The organism is Streptomyces sp. NPDC002490, assembly GCF_040296045.1.
Lineage (GTDB): Bacteria > Actinomycetota > Actinomycetes > Streptomycetales > Streptomycetaceae > Streptomyces.
The window spans coordinates 149388-171651 of record NZ_JBEOWM010000009.1 but is presented as its reverse complement, the minus strand read 5'-3'; the positions used below and the strand labels follow the sequence as shown (position 1 = coordinate 171651).

The following is a 22264-nucleotide window of genomic DNA, read 5'->3' as shown; positions in this document are numbered from 1 at the left end:
CACGACGTCCACACAGTCCGCAAAACGGGCATCACGAAATCGAAAGCGGAGAAGTCCACTTCTCCTCGCCCACGCCGCACAGGTTAAAGATCAAGCTAGAACCGGACGTCGGTCAGCTTCGCCAGCCGGGTCAACCGCGGATTGCTCCGCTTGTGCCGACTGGTGAGCACCCGGAGCACCTCCTGGGACGTGGGATGGACCTTGGCCAGTTGTGGCGCCAACTTCCATGCCTTTTCCAGGTGTTCCAGGGCCAGGTCCCGGTTTCCCAGCGTCACGTGCGACCGGGCGAGGTTCATGTGCAGGGGGCTGATGCGGGTGGCGGGCAGGGTGATGCCCCCTCGCCGCACCAGCTCCCGGCAGTGCGGAGCGTGCGCCTTGACCTCTCGCGCCATCCTCAGCGCCTCCTCGAACGTGGGGCGGACCCGCACCCGGGTGCTGATCTTCTCGCTGAAGATCTTGTCCCTCGGGACGCCGTGCTTGCTGAGCGCGTCGAGCTGGGAGTCGAGTTCCTGCCCGAGCGTCGAGCACCGCGCGTACCCGATGCGGATGTCCGCGCTCGGCAGGTCCGGGTCGATCGGCGCCGGCGGCGGGGTGCCCGGCCGCCAAGGTCGGCCTGGTCCGCGGTCGGCGGGGGTCGGCACCCGCAACGCCTCTTCAGCCGGGGCACCATCGTGAAGCGGCGGGTGTGGCAGGCAGAGGCGACCGCGCCACCGCGCGAGCGGCGCGGCGAGCCGGACTGCGCGTCACACGTCGGACAGGCGTGCCGTTCGACATCGTCCACGTCCGACCGGTCGGTCGGGTGTGACTGAGTTGTTGAGCTGGCCCGTGAGTGGTTGAGTTGGCCCGCTGAGCGCGGGAGCTGGCTCGGAGATCATGAGCCGTGACACGCTAGTTGGAACCTGGCCAGGAGACTGGAACCAGTGCGGTCGGCGCCGCTCAGGCCCTGTCCGGTCGGTCTTGCCGGACAGGGCCTGAGCGACGGTGGTGCCGATCCGGGGCCGGTCGGCCGGTGTGACACCGGCGGGTCCCCCGGAGTTTGCCCCCGACACTGCCCCCGTGGTCCTTGCGTGGCCCACGGCATCCGCCGTAGACCGGCATGGACACACAGCGACCGCGGTGCGAACCGCCTGTCCAGGAGGTGGTTGTGCACGCGCATGACCCGAAACCGCGGAGCGAGTCCGAGCGCCGCGACCGCGGCCGATCGACCGCACAGCGGCAGTCCGCGCCGCCGGACCCCCGCTCGCTCGCCGCGCTGCAGCGCAGCATCGGCAACGCGGCCGTCGCCCGACTGCTCGGGCGACAGCAGGAGCCGGAGGAGGCACCGGTCCAGCGCTCGACGGCCCACCAGGTGCTGAGGTCGCCGGGCCGTCCGCTGGCCGATGACGTGCGGACGGAGATGGAGGCCCGCCTGGGCGCCGACTTCAGCAGCGTGCGGCTCCACGACGGCCCCGCCGCGGCCCGCTCGGCGGCCGAGATGAGCGCCCGCGCCTACACCTCCGGCGAGCACGTCGTGATCGGCCACGACGGCGGCGACAAGCACACCCTGGCACACGAGTTAACCCATGTCATCCAGCAGCGGTCGGGCCCGGTGTCCGGCACCGACCACGGGGACGGACTGTCGGTCAGCGACCCCGGCGACCGGTTCGAGCGCGCCGCCGAGGCGAACGCCGTCCGGGCGCTGAGCGGGCCCGTGCCCGAAGCCGCCGTCCAACGGCCTGCTGCCCACTCCCCGGCCGCAGCGCCGGAGCTGCCGGTGCAGCGGGCGTTCAAGGGCGCTCCATACATCAACTACGGCGGGGTGAACGGCGACGGCGTCGGTACCACCATGCACGCCGAACTCTGGCCGGGGCAGCTCGGGACGGGCTCGGTCCCCCAGGAGCAGCCGTCCTGGTGGCCCAAGGGCGGACCGACCGGCACCTGGTTCCAGAACTTCATGGTGCAGGGACACCTGCTCAACCACAACGTCGGCGGCCCCGGCGTCATGAAGAACATGACGCCGATCACCGCGTCCGCGAACTCGGAGCACCACTCCAAGGTCGAGAAGAGGCTCAAGGACGAGGTGCTGAACAAGGGCCACGTGGCCGAGTACTACGTGGAGGCCGACTACAGCACCCACCCCGCCGCGAAGGACTTCAAGACCAACGACGCCAACGTGGACGCCGACATCGACGCCAACTACGCCGCCAAGCTTGCCGGCAAGATCCACGCCGAGTACACCCTCTACGACACCCAGGGCAATGAACTGGGCGGCGACGCCTGGCAGGTCGAGAACAACCGACTGAAGAACTGACCGCACCCGCTGGCGCCGCCGGAGGCGCCGAAGGAGTCGTACCTCCGTGATCGACCTCCGTGCCCGGCTGTCCGCGATGATCAGCGACCTGGAGCGCAACCCCCGCGTGGAGCTCCTGGAGGCCACCGTCGCGCCACCGACCCCGCCCGCCGACCTGGAGCTCACCCTCCGCCTGGCCGACGGCCGTCTCCCGGCGGGCGTCGAGGCCTTCTACCGCGAGGTCGGCGCGGTCCGCCTGACCTGGCGGCACACTGTTCCCGAGCTCCTCAACCACAACCTCTCTGACCAGGGCCTGATCAACCTGCTGCCGTTGCGTCAGGTCCTCGGCGACTGGGAGGGCATCGTCTGGCACTCGGCGCAGGACCAGGAGTTCCGCGCCGTCCGGCCCCTCGACCGGTTCGTCCCCGAGGCCTGCGCGGCACTCGTCCCGCCGAGCGATTCCGTCCACTACCACTACCTCGGCGAGGAGCTGTACGACACCGGGTACTCCTTCGACGCCTACCTGGAACGGCTGATCGCCTCCCGTGGCTTCTGGTACTGGCCGCAGACCCTCTGCCGGGGCCTGGAGGACAGTACGGAGGTCACCGCGTTCCGTCGCGTCATGCCGACCGTCTTCCCGGACTACGACGACACCCTGTTCCACCCCGCGCAGCACTGAGCCGACCCCTTGGGGGCGTGCCAAGAAGACTGACAACTCGCGGTCGGTTGCAAGAAGCGTGACCACTAGGTGCCAACAAGCCAGTCCCACCGCCCAGAAGCCACCAGCTCGCCGAGCCGCACTGGTTCCAACCAGCGTGTCCGGGCTCAGATCAGTTCACGAGCGGATCTCCGTCGTCGATCTCCGGGGCCATCTTGTCTGCGAACTCGGTGAGGGGCCGTCGCAGGGCGGTGTAGTGAGGTCCGGGATTCGGCTGTCCGACGAGCTGGTGCCAGGTGGTCGGACGCCGCGCTGCCCATGCTCGGCGGATCGGCTCGGGCTGGGCTTGTTCGAGGGGCCAGGGTGCGAAGCGGTGTTCCCCGGCGGTGACACGGCTCCAGATGAAGATGGAGGCGATCTGGCGTTTCCGGTCGTCGAGGACGGGACGTTTCCCGTAGGTCTTGGAGAGGCGGAAGGAGGGGTGAGGGACCCGGTGGGGCGGCCGGGTGCCCGGCCGCCCCACACCGGTGGTCCTCCCCGGGTCATCTCACCGCGGCACCCTCCTCCGGGTCGTCCACCAACCACGGCAGTGCGTGCCCGCCGGTGTGGACGAGGGCCAGGGCCTGGGTCGCGCGGGTCATGGCCACGTACAGGTCGCTGGTGCGGTACGTGCCGGGTTCGACCACCAGCACCGTGTCGAACTCCAGGCCCTTGGACTGGCGGGGGTCCAGCAGGACGACCCGGCGGGTCAGGTCGGGTTCGGCGCCGGCGGTGACCCCGGGGAGTTCCGGGGCCAGTGCGTGGTGGAGGGCGCGGGGGGCGATGACCGCGAGGCGGCCCTCGGCGGGCAGGGACTCGCGCACGGCGGCGCCCACCGCGGCCGGCAGCCCGGCCGGGGTGGTCCGGTGCACCCGGGGCCGGGTGCCGGTGGAGCGGATCGACTTCGGGGGCTCGAAGCCGGGGCGTTCGGCGCGCAGGACCTCCGCCGCCACGTCCATGATCTCGGCGGGGGTGCGGTAGTTGACACCGAGGACGGTGTGCTCCCAGCGGTCCTGGACGTACGGGGCGAGGGCCCGTTCCCAGGAGCCCACGCCGCCCTCCTCGGCGGTCTGTGCCGGGTCGCCGACCAGGGTCATGGAGCGGGTGGGCGAGCGGCGCATCAGCAGGCGCCAGGCCATGGCCGAGAGCTCCTGTGCCTCGTCGACGATGATGTGCCCGAAGGCCCAGGTGCGGTCGGCCGCGGCGCGTTCGGCGGCGCTGCGGTGGTCCGTCTCCTCGTGGCGTTCGGCCATCCGTTCCGCGTCGATGATGTCCTGGGCGCCGAGCACCTCGGAGTCCTCGTCGTCGACGTCCTCGAACTCGTAGGTGCGGGAGGCGTAGGCCACGTCCAGGACGCCCTGGGCGAAGGCGACGCGTTCGCGGCGTTCGCGCTCGGCGGCGGCGCGGGCCGCCCGGTCGTCCTCGCCGAGGAGTTCGGCGACCTCGTCCAGCAGCGGCACGTCGGCGGGCGTCCAGGCGGCGCCGGGAGCACGGCGGACGGCGGCGGCGTCCTCGGGGGCGAGGTGGGTGGGGTCGGCCAGGAAGTCGGTGAGCACGTGCTCGGGGGTGAGCAGCGGCCACAGTTCCTCGATCGCGGCGTGCACCTCGGGGTTGGCGCCGACCTCGTCGCGGATCTGGGTCAGGTCGGAGGGGTCGAGCAGGTTGGTGCCGTCGTAGGGGTCGGTGCCGATGCGTTCGGCGACCATGTCGGTCAGGGTGTTGACGACGTGGCCGGCGAAGTGTTCGCGCGCCACGTTGTGCGGCAGGCCCAGGGCGCGGGTGCGATCGCGGGCGACCCGGACCAGGTCGGCGTCGAGCGGGAGCACCTCCCGGTCGTGTTCGACGGGGCGGACCGGGTCGGGCAGCGCCTGCCGGTCGGCGACCACCGCGGCCAGCACGTCCGCCATCCCGGCCCGGCCCTTGACCTCGGCCGCGCGCGGGGCGTCGGTGCCGGTGGCGTGGACGCCGGGGTAGAGCTCGCCGAGGGTGGCGAGGAGGACGCCGGTCTCCCCGAGGGAGGGCAGTACCTCGCCGATGTAACGGAGGAACGCCGGGTTGGGGCCGACGATCAGCACCGCCCGCCGGGCGAGGAGTTCGCGGTACTCGTACAGCAGGTAGGCGGCGCGGTGCAGGGCGACGGCGGTCTTCCCGGTGCCGGGGCCGCCCTCGATGACCAGGACCCCGCGGTGCGGGGCCCGGATCACCCGGTCCTGTGCGGCCTGGATGGTGCGGACGATGTCGCCCATGCGCCCGGTGCGGGCGGTGTTCAGGGCGGCCAGCAGCACGGCGTCCCCGCTGGGGTCCTCGTGGCCGGTGCGGACGGTGTCGTCGAGGTCGAGGACCTCGTCGTGCAGGGCGGTGACGGTGCGCCCCTCGCAGCTGAGGTGGCGGCGTCGGCGCAGGCCGAGCGGGGTGTGGCCGGTGGCGAGGTAGAACGGCCGGGCGACCGGGGCCCGCCAGTCGACGAGGACGGGGACGAGCTCGCCGGTCTCGGGGTCCTCGTCGCGGATGCCGATGCGGCCGATGTGGTGACCGGCGCCGGAGGCGAGGTCGATGCGGCCGAAGCAGAGGGAGCCCTCGACGGCTTCCAGCGCGGCCAGTTGGCTGCCGCGCTCCCGGACGAGGACGTCCCGTTCCAGCCGTGCCTGGTAGCCGTTGCCCACCGGTGCGAGGGCCCCCTCGACGGAGTCGGCGGCCCGACCGCGCAACGCGTCGACCCGGGCGTGCAGCCCGTCGACGAATTGCTGTTCCGCCCGCAGTTCCCGATCCATGGGCGCGTTATCCGTTCCGTGTTTCCTTTCGCCCGATTCCGTTGGACGTGCCCCGTCCGGAATTCCGTTGCTTGACAATGCCACTCCCACCCGTATAAGCTTCCACTAGTGGATCTATTCGCGACCCCTTTTCCCTGAAGTCGCGAACCATCGAATATACGTCAGGAAACCCCCCGTAGGTCAATTCCGCGGGGGGTTTTCTCGTGCGTGGAATGCGCGCGGCCGGTCGGACAGGTGCCCCCGCCGCCGCGGGCGGGGGCACTGCCGTCAGCGGTTCCCCGGCGTCCTGGGCGCATCCTCCGAGGCGCTCGCCCCGCCCGCGGCCCGGGTCGGTTCGACCCCGCAGAACTCGGCCTCGGAGATCGCGTTCGCCTGGCCCCGGTACCAGTCCCCGTTCAGGTTGTAGGCGAGGCCGTGCCGGCCGTCCTCCGTGCTGTACACGCCGGTGAGGGAGCCGTACCAGCCGCCGCCGTGTCCCCACAGCTTCGTGCCGCAGCTCGTCGTCGAGCGGATGAGACCCAGTCCGTAACCCGTTCCCGGGAAGGACCCCTCCACCGGGACGGTGGTCTTCATGGCCGCGAGTTGCGCCGGGGCGAGGAGCTTCCCGCCCAGCAGGGCGCCGAAGAACCGGTTCAGGTCGGCGGCCGTGGAGATGATGTCGCCGTCCGCCCACGACTGGGAGGCGTTGTTCAGGGTCACGTCGTAGATCCGGGTCGCCGCCGGGTCCGGGGACATCTTCGAGTACGCCCGGCTGCTCGGCTGCGGCATGCGGCTGCTGTTGCCGGGGAGGGTGGTCTCCTTCAACCCCAGCGGCTTGACGATCCGGTCGCGCACCTCGCGCTCGTAGGTGCGCCCGCCGACCTTCTCGATGATCAGTCCGGCGAGGACGTAGTTGGTGTTGGAGTAGTGCCACCCCTGTCCGGGCTGGTGGTGGGGGGCGTGTCGCAGGGCCACCCGCACCGCCTCCTCGGGCGTCCGGGTGTCGTACCGGTGCTTGAGGAAGCCGGGGACGAAGTGGTACTTCTCCGCGTACGCGGGGTCCTCGTCGTAGTTGAAGACCCCGCTGGTGTGGTTGAGCAGCTGCCGCACCGTCATCAGCCGGCCGTCGTGGCCGTTGCCCCGCACCAGCCCCGGCAGGTGCCGGTCCACGGTGTCGTCCAGGTCGAGCCGCCCCTCGGACTCCATCTGGAGCAGCACGGTGGCGACGAAGGTCTTGGTGACGCTGGCGATCCGGAACCGGTCCTCGGCGCCCCGCGGGGCTCCGGTCTTCAGGTTCCCGATGCCCGAGGTGCCCGCCCAGGCGCCCCGCTCGTCCCGTGCCTGTCCGGTGATGCCGGGCACGCCGCCTGCGACCAGCGAGTCCATCGCCCGCTGGGTCACCGCGTGCCCGCCCTGCCGCCGCTCGGTCCCGGGGTCCGCGGGGCCGGCCTGGGCGGCCCCCGCGGTCCCGGCCAGGGTCGCGGTCACCAACCCGAGGGCGACCAGGGTCCTCCGCGTCCGTCGTCGTGTCTGCACTGTGTCCGCTCCGTCCATGGGGTTCCTCGTTTGCGCAGGGAGTGACGCCCCGTGGACGGACGGAGGTTGAACGGTGCTCGGGGGTTGAGCGCTTTCCGGCCGACTCCGGCCCGAGCGGCCGGGCGGGGTCAGCCGGCGGGCTGCATCACCCCGAAGTGGGCGCCCCAGGGGTCGACCAGCCCGGCCGACTCGCCCCAGGGGGTGTCCACCGGCTCCTGGACGACCGTGCCGCCGCCGGCGGTGTGGGTAGCCACCGTCGCAGCGATGTCGGCCACCGCGAACGTCGTCATCCAGTGCGCGGGCACCTCCGGCGGGAACCGCTCGGACATGTCGCCCACACCGCCCACCGGACGGTTCGGGTCGGCCGCCGTGTACAGCCCCAGGTAGGGGCCCGGCGCCTCCTCGACCTGCCGGCTCTCCAGGCCCAGTGCGGCCCGGTAGAAGGCGGCGGCGGCCGGGAGGTCACGGGTGTTGCAGTCGCACCAGATCACCGAGCCCGGCTCGTTGACCAGACGCGCGCCGAAGAAGTCCTTGTGGCCCCAGACCCCGAACACGGCGCCCGTCGAGTCGGAGGCCAGCAGCATCCGTCCCAGGGTGCCCACGCCGTCCGGTCCGAGCAGCAGTGCGCCCCCCGCTCCGGTGATCCGGGCGGCGGTCTCGTCGGCGTCGTCGCTCGACAGGTACGTCGTCCAGGCGTGCGGGGGTTCGGGCTGGCCCTCGGGAGCCATGGCCGCACCGATCCCGGCGACCGGCAGGCCGTTCTTCTCCATCATCGCGTAGCCGCCGAACTCCGGCGGGCCCACCTCGCCGCCCCAGCCGAAGAGGCGACCGTAGAACTCCATCGCGGCGGCCTGGTCCTGCGCCATCAGGTCGACCCAGCACGGGGTGCCGGGGGCGTACGGTTCGTTGATCTCGGGCATGGTGCGGGGCCTCCAGAACACGGAAGTGCGCGGCACGGTCCGTGCCGCGGTCAGCCCCCGTTCCTCACTCTGGCACGGTCCCGGGTGCTTGTCCTTCCGAGGAGGGAGGAACGCCACCGGGGGCGGTCCTGCACGGTCGTCGTGCCCCCGGCCGGGGGCCGCTGGCAACGGGCCTCGCGGAACGGGTGGCGTCCTGCCGGTCGGGGACGGGGGCTGCCGGATCGTCAGGGGCCGGTGGTGCCCGAGGGGCCGGGGAGTCGTTTCGGGTCGAACATGGCGAAGGGGATGTCCCTCCGGCGTCCCCACGGAACTCCGCCCCTCCACCGCAAGAACGTCCGCATTCCGCCGGCGGGGACGGAGGAACTCCACCACGGACCGGTGGAGCACGGCATTCCTTCCACATCAAGCGGATCCGGACCTTCGACATCCGGGTGTGCCGGCGGATGCCGGGACCTCAGGGGCGGCTTGATCACCACCCGGGGGCGGGACAGCGTGCGTGCGGCCGGTGCAGAATCCGGTCCGTGGCGTCGGGACGGCCACCGGACGGCCGCGCACCGCAGGTGCACCGCCCGCTCCGCTCGTCGCCCCGGCCTCCGTACCAGCCGGCACCACGCCTACTGAAGGAGAGTCATGCCCGCACTCAAGAGCGCCTCCGTCGTCACCACCGCCCTGATCGGCCTCGGCGCCCTCGTCTCCGCCGCCCCCGCGACCGCCGCTCCCGCCGCGCCGAGCGGCGGCTACGGCACCGCCGCCGTCGACTGTCGGGCCTGGGTGCACGGCTACGGCGGATCGTCCAAGTGCACGGGCCTGCCCAGCGGCCAGCGGCACCGCGTCGTCGTGGAATGCCGTACGAACAGCGGCAGCGTCTTCACCGTCACGGGCCCGTGGCGCGTCAGCGGCCAGACCTCGACCCAGGTCTGCCACCCGCAGGGGCTGCACGGGCCGACCGACGCCTGGACCCGGCGGGGATGACGACCCCGGCCGTACGGTGAGGGCCGCCCGGCCCCGCGTACCCCGGTACCGCACCGAGGACGGCCCCGGTGTGATCGCGCGTGCTCGGGACGCGTCGAGCACGCCGGGGCCGGCATCGCCTCCGGACCGATGGCCCGCGCCGTGCGCGCGGCCCTCGCTCAGAGCGCCTCGGCCAGTTCCTCCAGCAGCCGTCGCTTGGAGCGGGCGCCCACCACCGACCACACCGGCTCGCCGGCGCGGAACACGGTCAGCGTCGGCATCGACAGCACCCCGTACCGGGCGGTGGTCAGCGGGTTGGCGTCCACGTCGAGTTGGACGACGCCCAGCCGGTCCGCCTCCTCGGCGGCGATCGCGGCGAGCACCGGGGCGATCTGACGGCACGGGGGGCACCAGTCGGCGGTGAACTCCACCAGCACCGGACGGTCGGCGCCCAGCACCACCTCCGCGAAGTCGGCGTCCGTGACCTCGGTCAGCCCTTCGGTCCTGATCACTGCGGTTCCTCCTCCGTCCGGTCCGTGCCCGCCCCGGGGGCGGGGAACACGGCGCACAGGGGTTCCGGCCCACCCGGAACCAGCGCGGCGGCTGCCAAGGCGTCGCGGGCCCGTTCGGCCCGCGCGAGTTGCTCGCCCAGCCGTGCCCTGACCACCGTCAACTCGGCCACCAGGGCGTCGATCTCGGTGAGCTTGCGGCGGTACCCGGCCAACGAGTCCGGGCAGGTGTCGCCCTCGGGGTGGCCGGCCCGCAGGCACTCCACGAACGGACGGGTCTCCTCCAGGTCGAAGCCCGAGTCCTGGAGCGTGCGGATCTGCCGCAGCAGCCGCAGGTCGTCCTCGTCGTAGACGCGGTGGCCGTTCTCCCCGCGCCGCGCGGACAGCAGTCCGCGGCTCTCGTAGTACCGCAGGGCCCGGGGGGTGGTACCGGCCCGGGCCGCGAGTTCGCCGATGCGCATGTCCCGACGCTAGCCCTTGACGCCGGCGTCAGGACAAGCCGCCGAACGGTCCGCAAGACCGGAAGGGTTCACCCGCCGCCGGCCCAGCGGTAGTTCAGCTCCGGACGGCCCACCTGCCCGTACAGCGGACTGCGGGCGGCCAGGCCGGTGACGGCCAGGTGCTCCAGGTAGCGGCGTGCGGTGATCCGGGAGATGCCGACCGCTTCGGCGGCGCTCGCGGCGGTCACCCCGTCCGGTGCCGACCTCAGACAGCGCACCACCCGCTCCAGGGTGGGTGCGCTCAGGCCCTTGGGCAGTTCCGCGGGCGCGGGCGCCCGCAGTGCGGCCAGCGCCCGGTCCACCTCCTCCTGCCCGCTGGCCTCGCCGGCCGCGGTGCGGAACTGCGCGTACCGGACCAGCCGGTCCCGCAGGGTGGCGAAGGTGAAGGGCTTCAGCACGTACTGCACCACCCCGAGCGAGACGCCCTCGCGGACCACGGCCAGGTCGCGGGCCGAGGTCACCGCGATGACGTCCGTCTGCTGCCCGGCCGCCCGTAGCGAGCGGGCCAGCGCGAGGCCGTGCCCGTCCGGCAGGTACAGGTCGAGCAGCAGCAGGTCGACCGGGTGCCGTTCCAGTGCCCGGCGGGCGTCCGCCGCGGTGTGCACCGCCCCGACCGCGGTGAAGCCGGGCACCCGGCGCACGTACATGAGGTGGGCGTCGGCGGCGACCGGGTCGTCCTCCACCACGAGGACCCTGATGTCGGTCACCGGACCGTCTCCGTTCTCCCCGCGGCGGGGGCGGTGCCACGGGGGCCGAGCGGCAGGGCCACGGTGAACTCGGCCCCGCCCGAGGGGGACCGGCCCACCGTGAGGGTGCCGCCGTAGCGCTGCACGGTCTGCCGGACCAGGGCCAGGCCGATCCCCCGGCCGGAGGCGGACTTGGTGGTCCAGCCCCGGTCGAAGATCGCCTCGCCGTGCGCCGGGTCCACGCCGGTGCCGGTGTCGGAGACCCTCAGCAGCAGCCGGCCCCGATCGGCCCGGGCGGTGACGGTGACCCGGGCGGCTCCGGCGGCGAGCTGGGCGGCGTCCATCGCGTTGTCGATGAGGTTGCCGAGCACGGTGACCAGGTCCCGGGAGGGCAACCAGCGCGGCAACACCCCGTCGTCGAGGCTGCTCTCCTCGGACACCTCCAACTCGATGCCGCGCTCGTTGGCCTGCGCGGCCTTGCCCAGCAGCAGCGCCGCGAGGACGGGCTCGCCGACCGCCGCGACGATCCGGTCGGTCAGCGCCTGGGCGAGTTCGAGTTCGGCGGTGGCGAAGGCGACGGCGTCCTCGACCCGGCCGAGTTCGATCAGCGAGACGACGGTGTGCAGCCGGTTGGCCGCCTCGTGGGCCTGGGCGCGCAGGGCCTGGGTGAAGCCGCGCTCGGAGTCGAGTTCGCCGGTCAGGGACTGGAGTTCGGTGTGGTCGCGCAGGGTCACCACGGTGCCGCGGCGCTCCCCGCTGGACACCGGCTGGGTGTTGACGACCAGGACCCGGCTGGCGCTGAGGTGCACCTCGTCCACCCGGGGTTCGGCGGACAGCAGGGCGCCGGTCAGCGGGGGCGGCAGCCCCAGGTCGGCGACCGAGCGGCCGACCGCGTCCCCGTCGATGTCGAGCAGGGCGCGGGCGCCGTCGTTGAGCAGGGCGATCCTGCGCTGCCCGTCCAGCATCAGCAGTCCCTCGCGCACCGCGTGCAGGGCGGCCTGGTGGTAGTCGTGCATCCGGCTCAGTTCGGTGGCGTTCATGCCGTGCGTGCTGCGGCGCAGCCGGGCGTTGATGACGTGGGTGCCCAGGCCGCCGAGGGCCAGTGCGCCGGCCGCGACCGCGAGGAGGACCACCACCTGGTCCCGGACCCGGGCGCTGATCCGGTCCACCGTGATGCCGGCACTGACCAGGGCGACCACCGGGCCGCCGGAGGGGCCGGCGCGGACCGGGGTGACCACCCGGACGGAGGCGCCCAGGGTGCCGGTGTAGGTCTCGGCGAAGGTCTCCCCGCGCAGGGCGGGGCCGGTGTGGCCGAGGAAGCGTTCGCCGATGCGCCGGGCGTCGGGGTGGGTCCACCGGATGCCGTCCGGATCCATGATGGTCACGAAGTCGACGCCGGTGTCCCGCTGCACGCGCGCCGCGTAGGGCTGGAGCGTGCCGCTGGGATCGGCGGCCCGCACCGCCTCCCGCACGGACGGCGAGGCGGCCACCGCCCGCGCCGCCGCCTCCGCCTGCCGGCGGGCGGACTCCTCGGCCTGCTGTCCGTCACCGACGTACGTGAACAGCGCGCACCCCGCGACGACGGCCGCGACCAGCACCACCTGCATCGCGAACAGCTGGCCGGCCAGGCTGCGGGGGCGGGGCACCCGGGAGAGCCGAGGCGGACGGACAGCGGGCACGCGGGGGCGTGCGGTGCGGGCGAGGGGCATGCCCTCCAGTCTGCCTCCTCGGCGCCGGGGGTCCGGGCTGCGTGAACTCAATGAACGCAAGCGTGACCCCCCTCACATGCTGGGAGATATTCACCGGGATTCCGCCGCCCAGAACGTGAGCCGCACGCACTGCGCGTCCCCTCCGCGAGGTGTCCCCCACGTACCTCGCGGCCCTCGGCGCCGGGCCTCCCGCAGGGCCCGGGCCGTTCGACGAAGCCGTTTGTTGTCGAGGAAGGCATCCCGTGACCACCACTCCTGGCACCCCCGGCACCCCTGCCGCCCCTGCCACCGCGCCGCCCGTCAGACGGGACCGCACCCACTACCTGTACATCGCCGTGATCGCGGCCGTGGTCCTCGGCATCGCCGTGGGCTTCGCCGTCCCGGACGTGGCCAAGGAACTGAAGCCGCTCGGCACCGGGTTCGTCGCGCTGATCAAGATGATGATCTCGCCGATCATCTTCTGCACGATCGTGCTCGGCGTGGGGTCGGTCCGCAAGGCCGCCAAGATCGGCAAGGTCGGCGGCCTCGCCCTCGGCTACTTCATGGTGATGTCGTTCGCCGCCCTGGCGATCGGCCTGCTGGTGGGCAACCTGCTGGACCCGGGCACCGGCATGGACCTCACGGACTCCGACAAGGAGGTCGGCCACGCCGCCGCCGAGAAGGCCAGCACCGGCCTGGTGGACTTCGTGCTCGGCATCATCCCGGCGACCATGGTGTCCGCGTTCACCGAGGGCGAGGTCCTCCAGACGCTGCTGGTCGCCCTGCTGGTGGGCTTCGCGCTCCAGGCCATGGGCCGCCCCGGCGAGCCGGTGCTGCGCGGCATCGAGCACATCCAGCGGCTGGTGTTCCGGGTCCTCGCGATGATCATGTGGGCGGCTCCGGTGGGCGCCTTCGGCGCGATCGCCGCGGTGATCGGCGAGACCGGGGTGGACGCGCTGAAGGCACTCGCCACGATCATGCTCGGCTTCTACGTGACCTGCGCGCTCTTCGTGGCGATCGTGCTGGGCCTGCTGACCCGGCTGGTCGCGGGGGTCAACGTCTTCCACCTCTTCCGCTACCTGGGCCGCGAGTTCCTGCTGATCCTCTCCACCTCCTCCTCGGAGTCGGCGCTGCCGCGGCTCATCGCCAAGATGGAGCACCTGGGGGTCAGCCGCCCCGTCGTGGGCATCACGGTGCCCACCGGTTACTCGTTCAACCTCGACGGCACGATGATCTACCTGACGATGGCCTCGCTGTTCATCGCCGACGCGATGGGCGAGCCGATGGGCATCGGGCAGCAGATCGGGCTGCTGCTGTTCATGATGGTGGCCTCCAAGGGCGCGGCGGGCGTCTCCGGTTCCGGGATCGCGGTGCTCGCCAGCGGCCTCCAGTCGCACAAGCCGGCGCTGGTCGACGGGGTGGGCCTGATCATCGGCATCGACCGGTTCATGAGCGAGGCCCGTGCGCTGACCAACTTCGCCGGGAATGCGGTGGCCACCCTGCTGATCGGCGTGTGGACCAAGGAGGTCGACCGGGAGCGGGTCGGCCGGGTCCTCGCCGGGGAGTTGCCGTTCGACGAGCGGACGCTGCTGGACGACGGTCACGGGGCGCCCGCCGACCGCGCCGACGGCGGCGAGGACGGCACGGAGGTGCCCTCGGCCCGCGGCGGCGGGAAGGCGACCGTGGACGCCTGACGCCGGTAGCGCGTGCGGCCCTTGGGACACCGGATGGTGTCCCAAGGGCCGCACCGGCCGTTCCTACCGGGCGAGGTCGACCGGGGAGTGCAGCCGGGTCAGCTTCCCCGGATTGCGCACCACGTAGATCCGGGTGATCCGGCCGCCGTCCACCACCAGGCTGACCGCGGTCGGCTCCCCGTCGACCTCGACCAGGCCCGCCGGCGCGCCGTTGAGCCACACCGTCCTGGTCACCAGGTCCGCGACCGCCAGGTGCGCACGGGCCAGCAGCTTCGCCACCGGGTCGGCGCCGTGCAGCGGGGCCCGGGCGGCGCGCACCACCCCGCCCCCGTCGGCGACCAGGACCACGTCGGGCGCCATGACCGCCATCAGTTCCTGCACCCGCCCGGTGCGCAGGGCGGTCAGGAACCGTTCCACCACGGCCCGTTGCTCGGCCGCGCTCACCGGGACCCGGGGCCGGCGGGCCGCCACGTGGGAGCGGGCCCGGTGGGCGATCTGCCGCACCGCGGCCGGGGACTTCCCGGTCACCTCGGCGATCTCCCCGTACGGCAGGTCGAAGACCTCGCGGAGCACGAACACCGCCCGTTCGGTCGGTCCGAGGGTCTCCAGGACGGTCAGCACCGCCATCGAGACGCTCTCCGCGAGCTCCACGTCCTCGGCCACGTCCGGGCTGGTCAACAGAGGCTCGGGGAGCCACTCGCCCACGTACTCCTCACGGCTGCGGGCCAGAGTCCGCAGCCGGTTGAGGGACTGCCGGGTCACGGTCCGCACCAGGTACGCGCGCGGGTCGGCCACCTTCGTCCGGTCGACGTCGGCCCAGCGCAGCCAGGACTCCTGGAGCACGTCCTCCGCATCGGCCGCCGAGCCGAGCATCTCGTAGGCGACCGTGAACAGCAGCCGGCGGTGGACGACGAACGGGTCGTCGGTCACGGCGCGGTCACCGCCCGGCGGTGTCGGGGCGCGCGGCCAGCGGGATCTCGCAGGATGCGGAGAAGCCCTGCGCCTCGATGCCGAGCGCGAGGTTGCTCCGCGCGGCGAAGTTGGCGAACGCGATGTATCCGGTGAGTTCGACCATCGCGGCCGGGCCGATCCGGTCGAGCAGCCCCCCGGCCAGCTCGTCGGTGACGGTCGGCGGGGTGTCGGTGACGGCCTCGGCGTACTCCATCACGTCCCGTTCCAGCGGGGTGAAGACCTCGGCCTCCCGCCACCGCGGCACCTGGCTGGCCTTGGCGGGGTCCAGGTTCTTGTGCACCGCCTGGAAGTAGCCGAGGTCGAGGCAGAAGCCGCAGCCGACGTGGGCCGCGACGGCCAGGTGCGCGAACGCCTTGAGGCTCTCGTCCGCGGTGTCCCACCCGCCGATCGCCTCGCCGATCGCCAGCGAGGTCCGGGCGACCTCGGGGTTGTGGAACAGCACCCCGAGGGGCTCGGGGACCACCCCGAACCGGGCGAGCAGGTCATCGGTGAGTTCCGCGGTCAGTTCGGTCTGGGGGATGCGTGGTGCCATGGTGTCCTCCGGTGTGTGGAGCGCTGTGCCATGGAGACACCGGCGGGGCCGCGGATGTGACATCCGCCGTCACCGGCGGCCGACGACGGGGCCCGCCGCTCCGTGGTGCGGAGCGGCGGGGCCGGGGAGTGCGGGGTGGCGGTCCGGTCAGAAGACGGACTCGGCCTCGTCGATGCGGTCCTTGGGGACCGTCTTGAGTTCGGTGACGGCGTCGGCGAGGGGAACCATCACCACGTCCGTGCCGCGCAGGGCGGTCATCTTGCCGGACTCGCCCCGGTGGGCGGCCTCCACCGCGTGCCAGCCGAACCGGGTGGCCAACACCCGGTCGTAGGCGGTGGGGGTGCCGCCGCGCTGCACGTGGCCCAGGATGACCGGCTTGGCCTCCTTGCCCAGGCGCTGCTGGAGTTCGTAGGCGAGGGCGGTGCCGATGCCCTGGAACCGCTCGTGGCCGAACTGGTCGATCTCGCCCTTCTGGTAGTCCATGGTGCCCTCGACGGGGTGGGCGCCCTCGGCCACGCAGACCACGGCGAACTTCTTGCCCCGGGCGAACCGGTCCTCGACCATCGCGACCAGGTCGGCCGGGTCGAAGGGGCGCTCCGGCAGGCAGATGCCGTGGGCACCGGCGGCCATGCCGGACTCCAGGGCGATCCAGCCCGCGTGCCGGCCCATGACCTCCACCACCATCACCCGTTGGTGTGACTCGGCGGTGGTCTTGAGGCGGTCCATGGCCTCGGTGGCGACGCCGACCGCGGTGTCGAAGCCGAAGGTGCGGTCGGTGGAGGAGATGTCGTTGTCGATCGTCTTGGGCACGCCGACCACCGGGAGGCCGGCGTCGGCGAGCATCCGGGCGGCGGTCAGGGTGCCCTCGCCGCCGATGGGGATGAGGACGTCGAAGCCGATCTCGGTGGCCAGGGCGCGGATGTTCTCGCAGGCCGCACGGAAGCGGTCGCGCTCCAGTCGGGAGGAGCCGAGGATGGTGCCGCCGCGCGCCAGGATGCCGCTGACGGCGTTGAGGTCGAGGGGGCGGTAGCGCCCGTCGAGGAGGCCGGCGTACCCGTCCTCGAAACCGATGACCTCGTCCCCGTGGTGGGTGACGGCCCGGTGCACGACCGAACGGATCACCGCGTTCAGACCGGGGCAGTCGCCGCCCGCCGTGAGTACTCCGATGCGCATCGTGCTCTGTCTCCTGCTCGCTGCTTGGTCCGGTGTGAGCCCGCCCTGATTGTTCCACGGTGGCACACCGGGCACCCCTCCCGTGGCCACTCCCACCACATTGGTCCGGACCACGCCCGTGATATCGGGGACGCAACCAGGAGCATCCGGGGCCACTGTGGTCACATCCGTCAGCTCGCGCCCACGTACGTCGACGGGTTGGCGCCCCCGCCGGACGAGGGGGCGCGGGGCCTGCACATCCGGCGGGCACTTAAACGACGCGCACGGGTATTGTCAAGAGGGGACGTGAACCATCTGCACCATCTGCGACCGTGCCCGGACGATCACGAGTCGTCCGCATGCGAGAGCCGGCACGGCGAGGAAACGGAGGACGCGCGTGACGCGCAGCGTGTACGTGACCGGGATCGACCGGGGTGACGGGCGGCAGGTCGTCGAACTGGGAGTGATGGAACTCCTGACCCGGCAGGTCGACCGGGTGGGCGTCTTCCGTCCCCTCGTCCACGACGGCCCGGACCGCCTCTACGACCTGTTGCGCGCCCGCTACCGGCTCTCCCAGGACCCGGCGACCGCGTACGGGATGGACTACCACGAGGCGTCCACGATCCAGGCCGAACAGGGCACCGACGAGCTGGTGTCCCGGATGGTGGCGCGGTTTCGCCGGGTGGCCGCGGAGTACGAGGTCGTGCTGGTGCTCGGCACCGACTTCGCCGCCACCCAACTCCCCGACGAGCTGGCGCTGAACGCCCGGCTCGCCAACGAGTTCGGCGCCTCGGTGCTACCGGTGGTGGGCGGCCGGGGCCAGAGCGCCGAGTCGGTGCGCGCCGAGGCCCGCAATGCGTACCGGGCCTACGAGGCGCTGGGCTGCGACGTGTTGGCGCTGGTGGTGAACCGGGTCGACCCCCAGGACCGGGACGTGGTCCAGGAGCGGCTGGAGTCCCGGTTGTCGGTGCCCTGCTGGGTGCTGCCGGACGAGCCCGCACTGTCGGCACCGACCGTGGCCCAGGTGACCGCAGCCCTAGGAGGAACGATTCTGCTGGGGGATGACTCGGGTCTGGCCCGGGACGCCCTGGACTTCGTCTTCGGCGGGGCCATGCTGCCGAACTTCCTGGCCGCCCTGACCCCGGGGTGCCTGGTGGTCACCCCCGGGGACCGCGCGGACCTGCTGGTCGGCTCGCTGGCCGCGCACAGCTCCGGCGCCCCGCCGATCGCGGGCGTGCTGCTGACCCTCGGCGAACACCCTCCGGAGCAGGTCCTCGCCCTGGCCTCCCGGCTCGCCCCGGGCACCCCGGTGATCTCCGTCCCCGGCACCAGCTTCCCCACCGCGGCCGAACTGTTCGGCCTGGAGGGCAAGCTCAGCGCGGTCACCCCGCGCAAGGCGGAGACCGCGCTCGGCCTGTTCGAGCGGTACGTGGACACCACCGAGCTGATGACCCGGGTGTCCGCGCCGAGCAGCACCCGGGTCACGCCGATGATGTTCGAGCACAAGCTGCTGGAGCAGGCGCGCTCCGACCGGCGCCGGGTGGTGCTGCCGGAGGGCCTGGAGGAGCGCGTGCTGCGGGCGGCGGACGTGCTGCTGCGGCGCGGGGTGTGCGACCTGACGTTGCTCGGCGACGTGGAGGCGATCCGCAAGAAGGCCGCCGACCTGGGCGTGGACCTGGCCGACGCCGACCTGATCGACCCGCAGACCTCCGAACTGCGGGACCGGTTCGCGGCCCGCTACGCCGAGCTGCGGGCGCACCGCGGGGTGAGCGTGGAGTTGGCCTACGACGTGGTCGCCGACGTGAACTACTTCGGCACCCTGATGGTGCAGGAGGGGCTGGCCGACGGGATGGTGTCCGGCTCGGTGCACTCGACGGCGGCGACCATCCGGCCCGCGTTCGAGATCATCAAGACCAGTCCGGGCGCGAAGATCGTGTCCTCGGTGTTCTTCATGTGCCTGGCCGACGAGGTCCTCGTGTACGGGGACTGCGCGGTCAACCCGGACCCGGACGCCGAACAGCTGGCGGACATCGCCATCCAGTCGGCGGCGACGGCCGGGCAGTTCGGGGTGGACCCGCGGATCGCGATGCTCTCGTACTCGACGGGCACCTCCGGCTCGGGCGCCGACGTGGACAAGGTGCGCGAGGCGACCGCACTGGTCCGCGAGCGCCGGCCCGACCTGCGGATCGAGGGCCCGATCCAGTACGACGCGGCCGTCGAGCCCTCGGTGGCGGCGACCAAGCTGCCGGGTTCCTCGGTGGCGGGCCAGGCGAGCGTGCTGGTCTTCCCCGACCTCAACACCGGCAACAACACCTACAAGGCCGTGCAGCGCTCGGCCGGGGCCATCGCGGTGGGCCCGGTCCTCCAGGGGCTGCGCAAGCCGGTGAACGACCTGTCGCGCGGCGCGCTGGTCCAGGACATCGTCAACACCGTGGCCATCACGGCCATCCAGGCCCAGGGCGGCGCCACCCGACTGCCGAAGGCCGCCGCGCCGGCCGCCGTCGCCGCCGTCGCCGAGTGAGGCCCCCGCGCATGCACCCGACCGTCCCCGCAGCAGAAGGCACCCGATCCGTGACCGCCACCGATGGCCCGCACCACGTCCTCGTCCTCAACTCCGGCTCCTCGTCGGTGAAGTACCAGCTCCTCGACATGCGCGGGGACGCCCGGCTGGCCTCCGGGCTGGTGGAGCGGATCGGCGAGCGCACCTCCCGGCTGGTGCACACCCCGCTCGCGACGGGGGCGCCGGCCCGGGAGCGGGTGGCGCCGATCGCCGACCACGCCGCCGCCCTCACGGCGGTGGCGGGGGAACTGGCCGCCGACGGATGGGGCCTGGACTCGCCGGAGCTGGCCGCGATCGGGCACCGGGTGGTGCACGGCGGGCAGCACTTCACCGAGCCCACGGTGATCGACGAGGCGGTCCTCGCGGAGATCGAGCGGCTGATCCCGCTGGCCCCGCTGCACAACCCGGCGAACCTCACCGGCATCCGCACCGCCCGGGAGCTGCGCCCGGACCTGCCGCAGGTGGCGGTCTTCGACACCGCGTTCCACACCACCATGCCGGAGGCGGCGGCCCGCTACGCGATCGACGCGGCGATGGCCGACGCGCACCGCATCCGCCGCTACGGCTTCCACGGCACCTCGCACGCCTACGTCTCACGGCGGACGGCCGAGCTGTTGGGCAAGGACCCGTCCGAGGTCAACGTGATCGTGCTGCACCTGGGCAACGGCGCCTCGGCCTCGGCGGTGCGCGGCGGGGTGTGCGTGGAGACCTCGATGGGGCTGACCCCGTTGGAGGGCCTGGTCATGGGTACCCGCTCGGGGGACGTCGACCCGGCGGTGGTCTTCCACCTGAAGCGGGTCGCGGGCCTGGACACCGACGAGGTCGACGCGCTGCTGAACAAGCGCAGCGGGCTGGTGGGCCTGTGCGGCGACAACGACATGCGGGAGATCCGGCGGCGGATCGACGGGGGCGACGCGGCGGCGCGGCTCGCCTTCGACGTCTACGTGCACCGGCTGAAGAAGTACGTCGGCGCCTACTACGCGGTGCTGGGCCGGGTGGACGCGGTGGCGTTCACGGCCGGGGTGGGCGAGAACGCGGCGCCGGTGCGGGCCGCGGCGCTGGACGGCCTGGCCGGGCTGGGGCTGGTGGTGGACGAGGAGTTGAACGCGGTGCGCGGCGGCGGGCCGCGGCTCATCTCGCCGGCGCACGGGCGGGTGGCGGTCGCGGTGGTCCCGACGGACGAGGAACTGGAGATCGCCACGCAGACCTACGCGCTGGTGCGGGGCTGAGCGGGCGGCGGGGCCGTACGCTCCCGCTGGCGCCCGGGGCCGCCCCGGCTCCGGGCGCCGCAGCAGACACGCCTGAGCAGACCCCCGCCCATTTGTAGCTTCCACCAGGCGGAAAATTCCGCATTGAAACAAACCGATAGGATGAGCTTCATGCGCCGTTCCAAGATCGTCTGCACCCTGGGCCCCGCCGTCGACTCGTTCGAGCAACTGAAGACGCTCATCGAAGCCGGGATGAACGTGGCCCGTTTCAACATGAGCCACGGCACCCACGAGGAGCACCGGGGCCGCTACGAGCGGCTGCGCGAGGCCGCCCGGGAGACCGGGCGGGCCGTCGGCGTGCTCGCGGACCTCCAGGGGCCGAAGATCCGGCTGGAGACCTTCGCCGAGGGACCGGTCGAGCTGGTGCGGGGCGACGCGTTCACCATCACCACCGAGGACGTCCCCGGCGACCAGACCATCTGCGGCACCACCTACAAGGGCCTGCCCGGGGACTGTAGCGTCGGCGACCCGATCCTGATCAACGACGGCAACGTCGAACTGCGGGTGACCGGGGTCGAGGGCCCCGAGGTGCACACCATCGTGGTCGAGGGCGGCGTCATCTCCGACCACAAGGGCATCAACCTGCCCGGCGCGGCCGTGAACGTCCCGGCGCTCTCCGAGAAGGACATCGAGGACCTGCGGTTCGCCCTGCGGATGGGCTGCGACCTGGTCGCGCTCTCCTTCGTGCGGGACGCCTCCGACGTCAACGACGTGCACAAGGTCATGGACGAGGAGGGCCGCCGCGTCCCCGTCATCGCCAAGGTGGAGAAGCCCCAGGCGGTGGCGAACATGGAGGACGTCGTGGCGGCGTTCGACGGGGTCATGGTCGCCCGCGGCGACCTGGCCGTCGAGTACCCGCTGGAGAAGGTCCCGCTGGTGCAGAAGCGGCTGATCGAGCTCTGCCGCCGCAACGCCAAACCGGTGGTCGTGGCGACCCAGATGATGGAGTCGATGATCACCAACTCGCGGCCCACCCGCGCCGAGGCGTCCGACGTCGCCAACGCGATCCTGGACGGCGCGGACGCGGTGATGCTGTCCGCCGAGTCCTCGGTGGGCGCGTATCCGATCGAGACCGTCAAGACGATGTCGAAGATCGTCGTCGCGGCCGAGGGCGAACTGCTTTCCAAGGGCCTCCAGCCGCTGGTGCCGGGCAAGAAGCCGCGCACCCAGGGCGGTTCGGTGGCCCGGGCGGCCTGCGAGATCGCCGACTTCCTCGGCGGCAAGGGCCTGATCGCCTTCACCCAGTCCGGTGACACCGCCCGCCGGCTGTCCCGCTACCGGGCCGCCCAGCCGATCGTGGCCTTCACCACCGACGAGGGCACCCGCAACCAGCTCTCCCTGAGCTGGGGCGTGGACGCCTACGTCGTGCCGCACGTGAACAGCACCGACGAGATGGTCGGCCTGGTCGACACCGAGATCGTCAAGCTCGGCCGCTTCCAGGACGGCGACACCGTCGTCATCACCGCCGGTTCGCCCCCCGGGGTCCCCGGCACCACCAACATGGTGCGCGTGCACCACCTGGGCAACGGCGAACGCGACTGACGCCACCGCCCCACCCGCCCGTGGGGGCGCCCCGACTC

Annotated in this window: 19 protein-coding genes; 7 read left to right on the top strand and 12 right to left on the bottom strand. The window is 72.5% G+C overall.

What is annotated here, in order from left to right; all coding sequences use genetic code 11:
* Nucleotides 1-95: 95 nt before the first annotated feature.
* Complete coding sequence (locus ABT092_RS08655) at nt 96-641, bottom strand: recombinase family protein (RefSeq protein ID WP_351241278.1); 546 nt, start codon at nt 639-641, stop codon at nt 96-98.
* 503 nt (nt 642-1144) lie between these two features.
* On the opposite strand from ABT092_RS08655, the gene ABT092_RS08650 reads away from it, so the two are divergent.
* Together ABT092_RS08650 and ABT092_RS08645 are read left to right on the top strand one after the other, a co-directional pair.
* Complete coding sequence (locus ABT092_RS08650) at nt 1145-2290, top strand: eCIS core domain-containing protein (protein WP_351241276.1); 1146 nt, start codon at nt 1145-1147, stop codon at nt 2288-2290.
* 46 nt (nt 2291-2336) lie between these two features.
* A complete protein-coding gene (locus ABT092_RS08645; RefSeq protein ID WP_351241274.1) occupies nt 2337-2948 on the top strand; it encodes a hypothetical protein in 612 nt (203 codons plus the stop codon).
* 151 nt (nt 2949-3099) lie between these two features.
* Here ABT092_RS08645 and ABT092_RS08640 read toward each other — a convergent pair whose 3' ends face one another.
* The 4 genes from ABT092_RS08640 to ABT092_RS08625 form a co-directional block, all read right to left on the bottom strand.
* Nucleotides 3100-3450 (bottom strand): hypothetical protein, encoded by a 351-nt coding sequence (locus ABT092_RS08640; protein WP_351241272.1) that lies wholly within the window; start codon nt 3448-3450, stop codon nt 3100-3102.
* 19 nt (nt 3451-3469) lie between these two features.
* Nucleotides 3470-5737 carry a HelD family protein gene (locus tag ABT092_RS08635; RefSeq protein WP_351241270.1) on the bottom strand — a complete coding sequence of 756 codons (2268 nt, stop codon included), beginning with the start codon at nt 5735-5737 and terminating at the stop codon, nt 3470-3472.
* A 267-nt stretch (nt 5738-6004) separates the two neighbouring features.
* On the bottom strand, nt 6005-7252 hold the full coding sequence (locus ABT092_RS08630) for a serine hydrolase domain-containing protein (RefSeq protein WP_351241268.1): 1248 nt from the start codon (nt 7250-7252) through the stop codon (nt 6005-6007).
* A gap of 128 nt (nt 7253-7380) precedes the next feature.
* Nucleotides 7381-8172 carry a VOC family protein gene (locus tag ABT092_RS08625; RefSeq protein ID WP_351241266.1) on the bottom strand — a complete coding sequence of 264 codons (792 nt, stop codon included), beginning with the start codon at nt 8170-8172 and terminating at the stop codon, nt 7381-7383.
* A gap of 630 nt (nt 8173-8802) precedes the next feature.
* Here ABT092_RS08625 and ABT092_RS08620 point away from each other — a divergent pair.
* Entirely contained in the window at nt 8803-9144 is a 342-nt protein-coding gene (locus tag ABT092_RS08620; protein ID WP_351241264.1) for a hypothetical protein, read from the top strand.
* Nucleotides 9145-9302: 158 nt separating this feature from the next.
* Here ABT092_RS08620 and ABT092_RS08615 read toward each other — a convergent pair whose 3' ends face one another.
* The 4 genes from ABT092_RS08615 to ABT092_RS08600 form a co-directional block, all read right to left on the bottom strand.
* Nucleotides 9303-9635 (bottom strand): thioredoxin family protein, encoded by a 333-nt coding sequence (locus ABT092_RS08615; protein ID WP_351241262.1) that lies wholly within the window; start codon nt 9633-9635, stop codon nt 9303-9305.
* Nucleotides 9632-10093 (bottom strand): MerR family transcriptional regulator, encoded by a 462-nt coding sequence (locus ABT092_RS08610; protein WP_351241260.1) that lies wholly within the window; start codon nt 10091-10093, stop codon nt 9632-9634. Before ABT092_RS08610 ends, ABT092_RS08615 begins: the two co-directional genes overlap by 4 nt.
* Before the next feature lie 68 nt (nt 10094-10161).
* A complete protein-coding gene (locus tag ABT092_RS08605; RefSeq protein WP_502968405.1) occupies nt 10162-10779 on the bottom strand; it encodes a response regulator in 618 nt (205 codons plus the stop codon).
* 56 nt (nt 10780-10835) lie between these two features.
* Entirely contained in the window at nt 10836-12527 is a 1692-nt protein-coding gene (locus ABT092_RS08600; protein ID WP_351241256.1) for a sensor histidine kinase, read from the bottom strand.
* Nucleotides 12528-12769: 242 nt separating this feature from the next.
* Here ABT092_RS08600 and ABT092_RS08595 point away from each other — a divergent pair, with 242 nt between their 5' ends.
* A complete protein-coding gene (locus ABT092_RS08595) occupies nt 12770-14200 on the top strand; it encodes a cation:dicarboxylate symporter family transporter (RefSeq protein WP_351241254.1) in 1431 nt (476 codons plus the stop codon).
* A 63-nt stretch (nt 14201-14263) separates the two neighbouring features.
* Here ABT092_RS08595 and ABT092_RS08590 read toward each other — a convergent pair whose 3' ends face one another.
* The 3 genes from ABT092_RS08590 to ABT092_RS08580 all read right to left on the bottom strand — a co-directional run bounded on the left by ABT092_RS08590 (nt 14264) and on the right by ABT092_RS08580 (nt 16877).
* Nucleotides 14264-15130, bottom strand: a complete 867-nt coding sequence (locus ABT092_RS08590) for an RNA polymerase sigma-70 factor (RefSeq protein ID WP_351241252.1) — start codon at nt 15128-15130, stop codon at nt 14264-14266.
* A gap of 7 nt (nt 15131-15137) precedes the next feature.
* On the bottom strand, nt 15138-15704 hold the full coding sequence (locus ABT092_RS08585; protein WP_351241250.1) for a carboxymuconolactone decarboxylase family protein: 567 nt from the start codon (nt 15702-15704) through the stop codon (nt 15138-15140).
* A 147-nt stretch (nt 15705-15851) separates the two neighbouring features.
* Nucleotides 15852-16877, bottom strand: a complete 1026-nt coding sequence (locus tag ABT092_RS08580) for a 6-phosphofructokinase (protein WP_351241248.1) — start codon at nt 16875-16877, stop codon at nt 15852-15854.
* A gap of 376 nt (nt 16878-17253) precedes the next feature.
* On the opposite strand from ABT092_RS08580, the gene pta reads away from it, so the two are divergent.
* The 3 genes from pta (at nt 17254) to pyk (ending at nt 22226) form a co-directional block, all read left to right on the top strand.
* A complete protein-coding gene (pta, locus tag ABT092_RS08575) occupies nt 17254-19377 on the top strand; it encodes a phosphate acetyltransferase (RefSeq protein WP_351241246.1) in 2124 nt (707 codons plus the stop codon).
* A gap of 11 nt (nt 19378-19388) precedes the next feature.
* Nucleotides 19389-20645, top strand: coding sequence for an acetate kinase (locus ABT092_RS08570; RefSeq protein ID WP_351241244.1), 1257 nt, complete (start codon nt 19389-19391; stop codon nt 20643-20645).
* Between the two features lie 150 nt (nt 20646-20795).
* The gene (gene pyk / locus ABT092_RS08565) at nt 20796-22226 is read left to right on the top strand and encodes a pyruvate kinase (RefSeq protein ID WP_351241242.1); all 1431 of its coding nucleotides are present in this window, start codon (nt 20796-20798) and stop codon (nt 22224-22226) included.
* Nucleotides 22227-22264 lie beyond the last annotated feature (38 nt).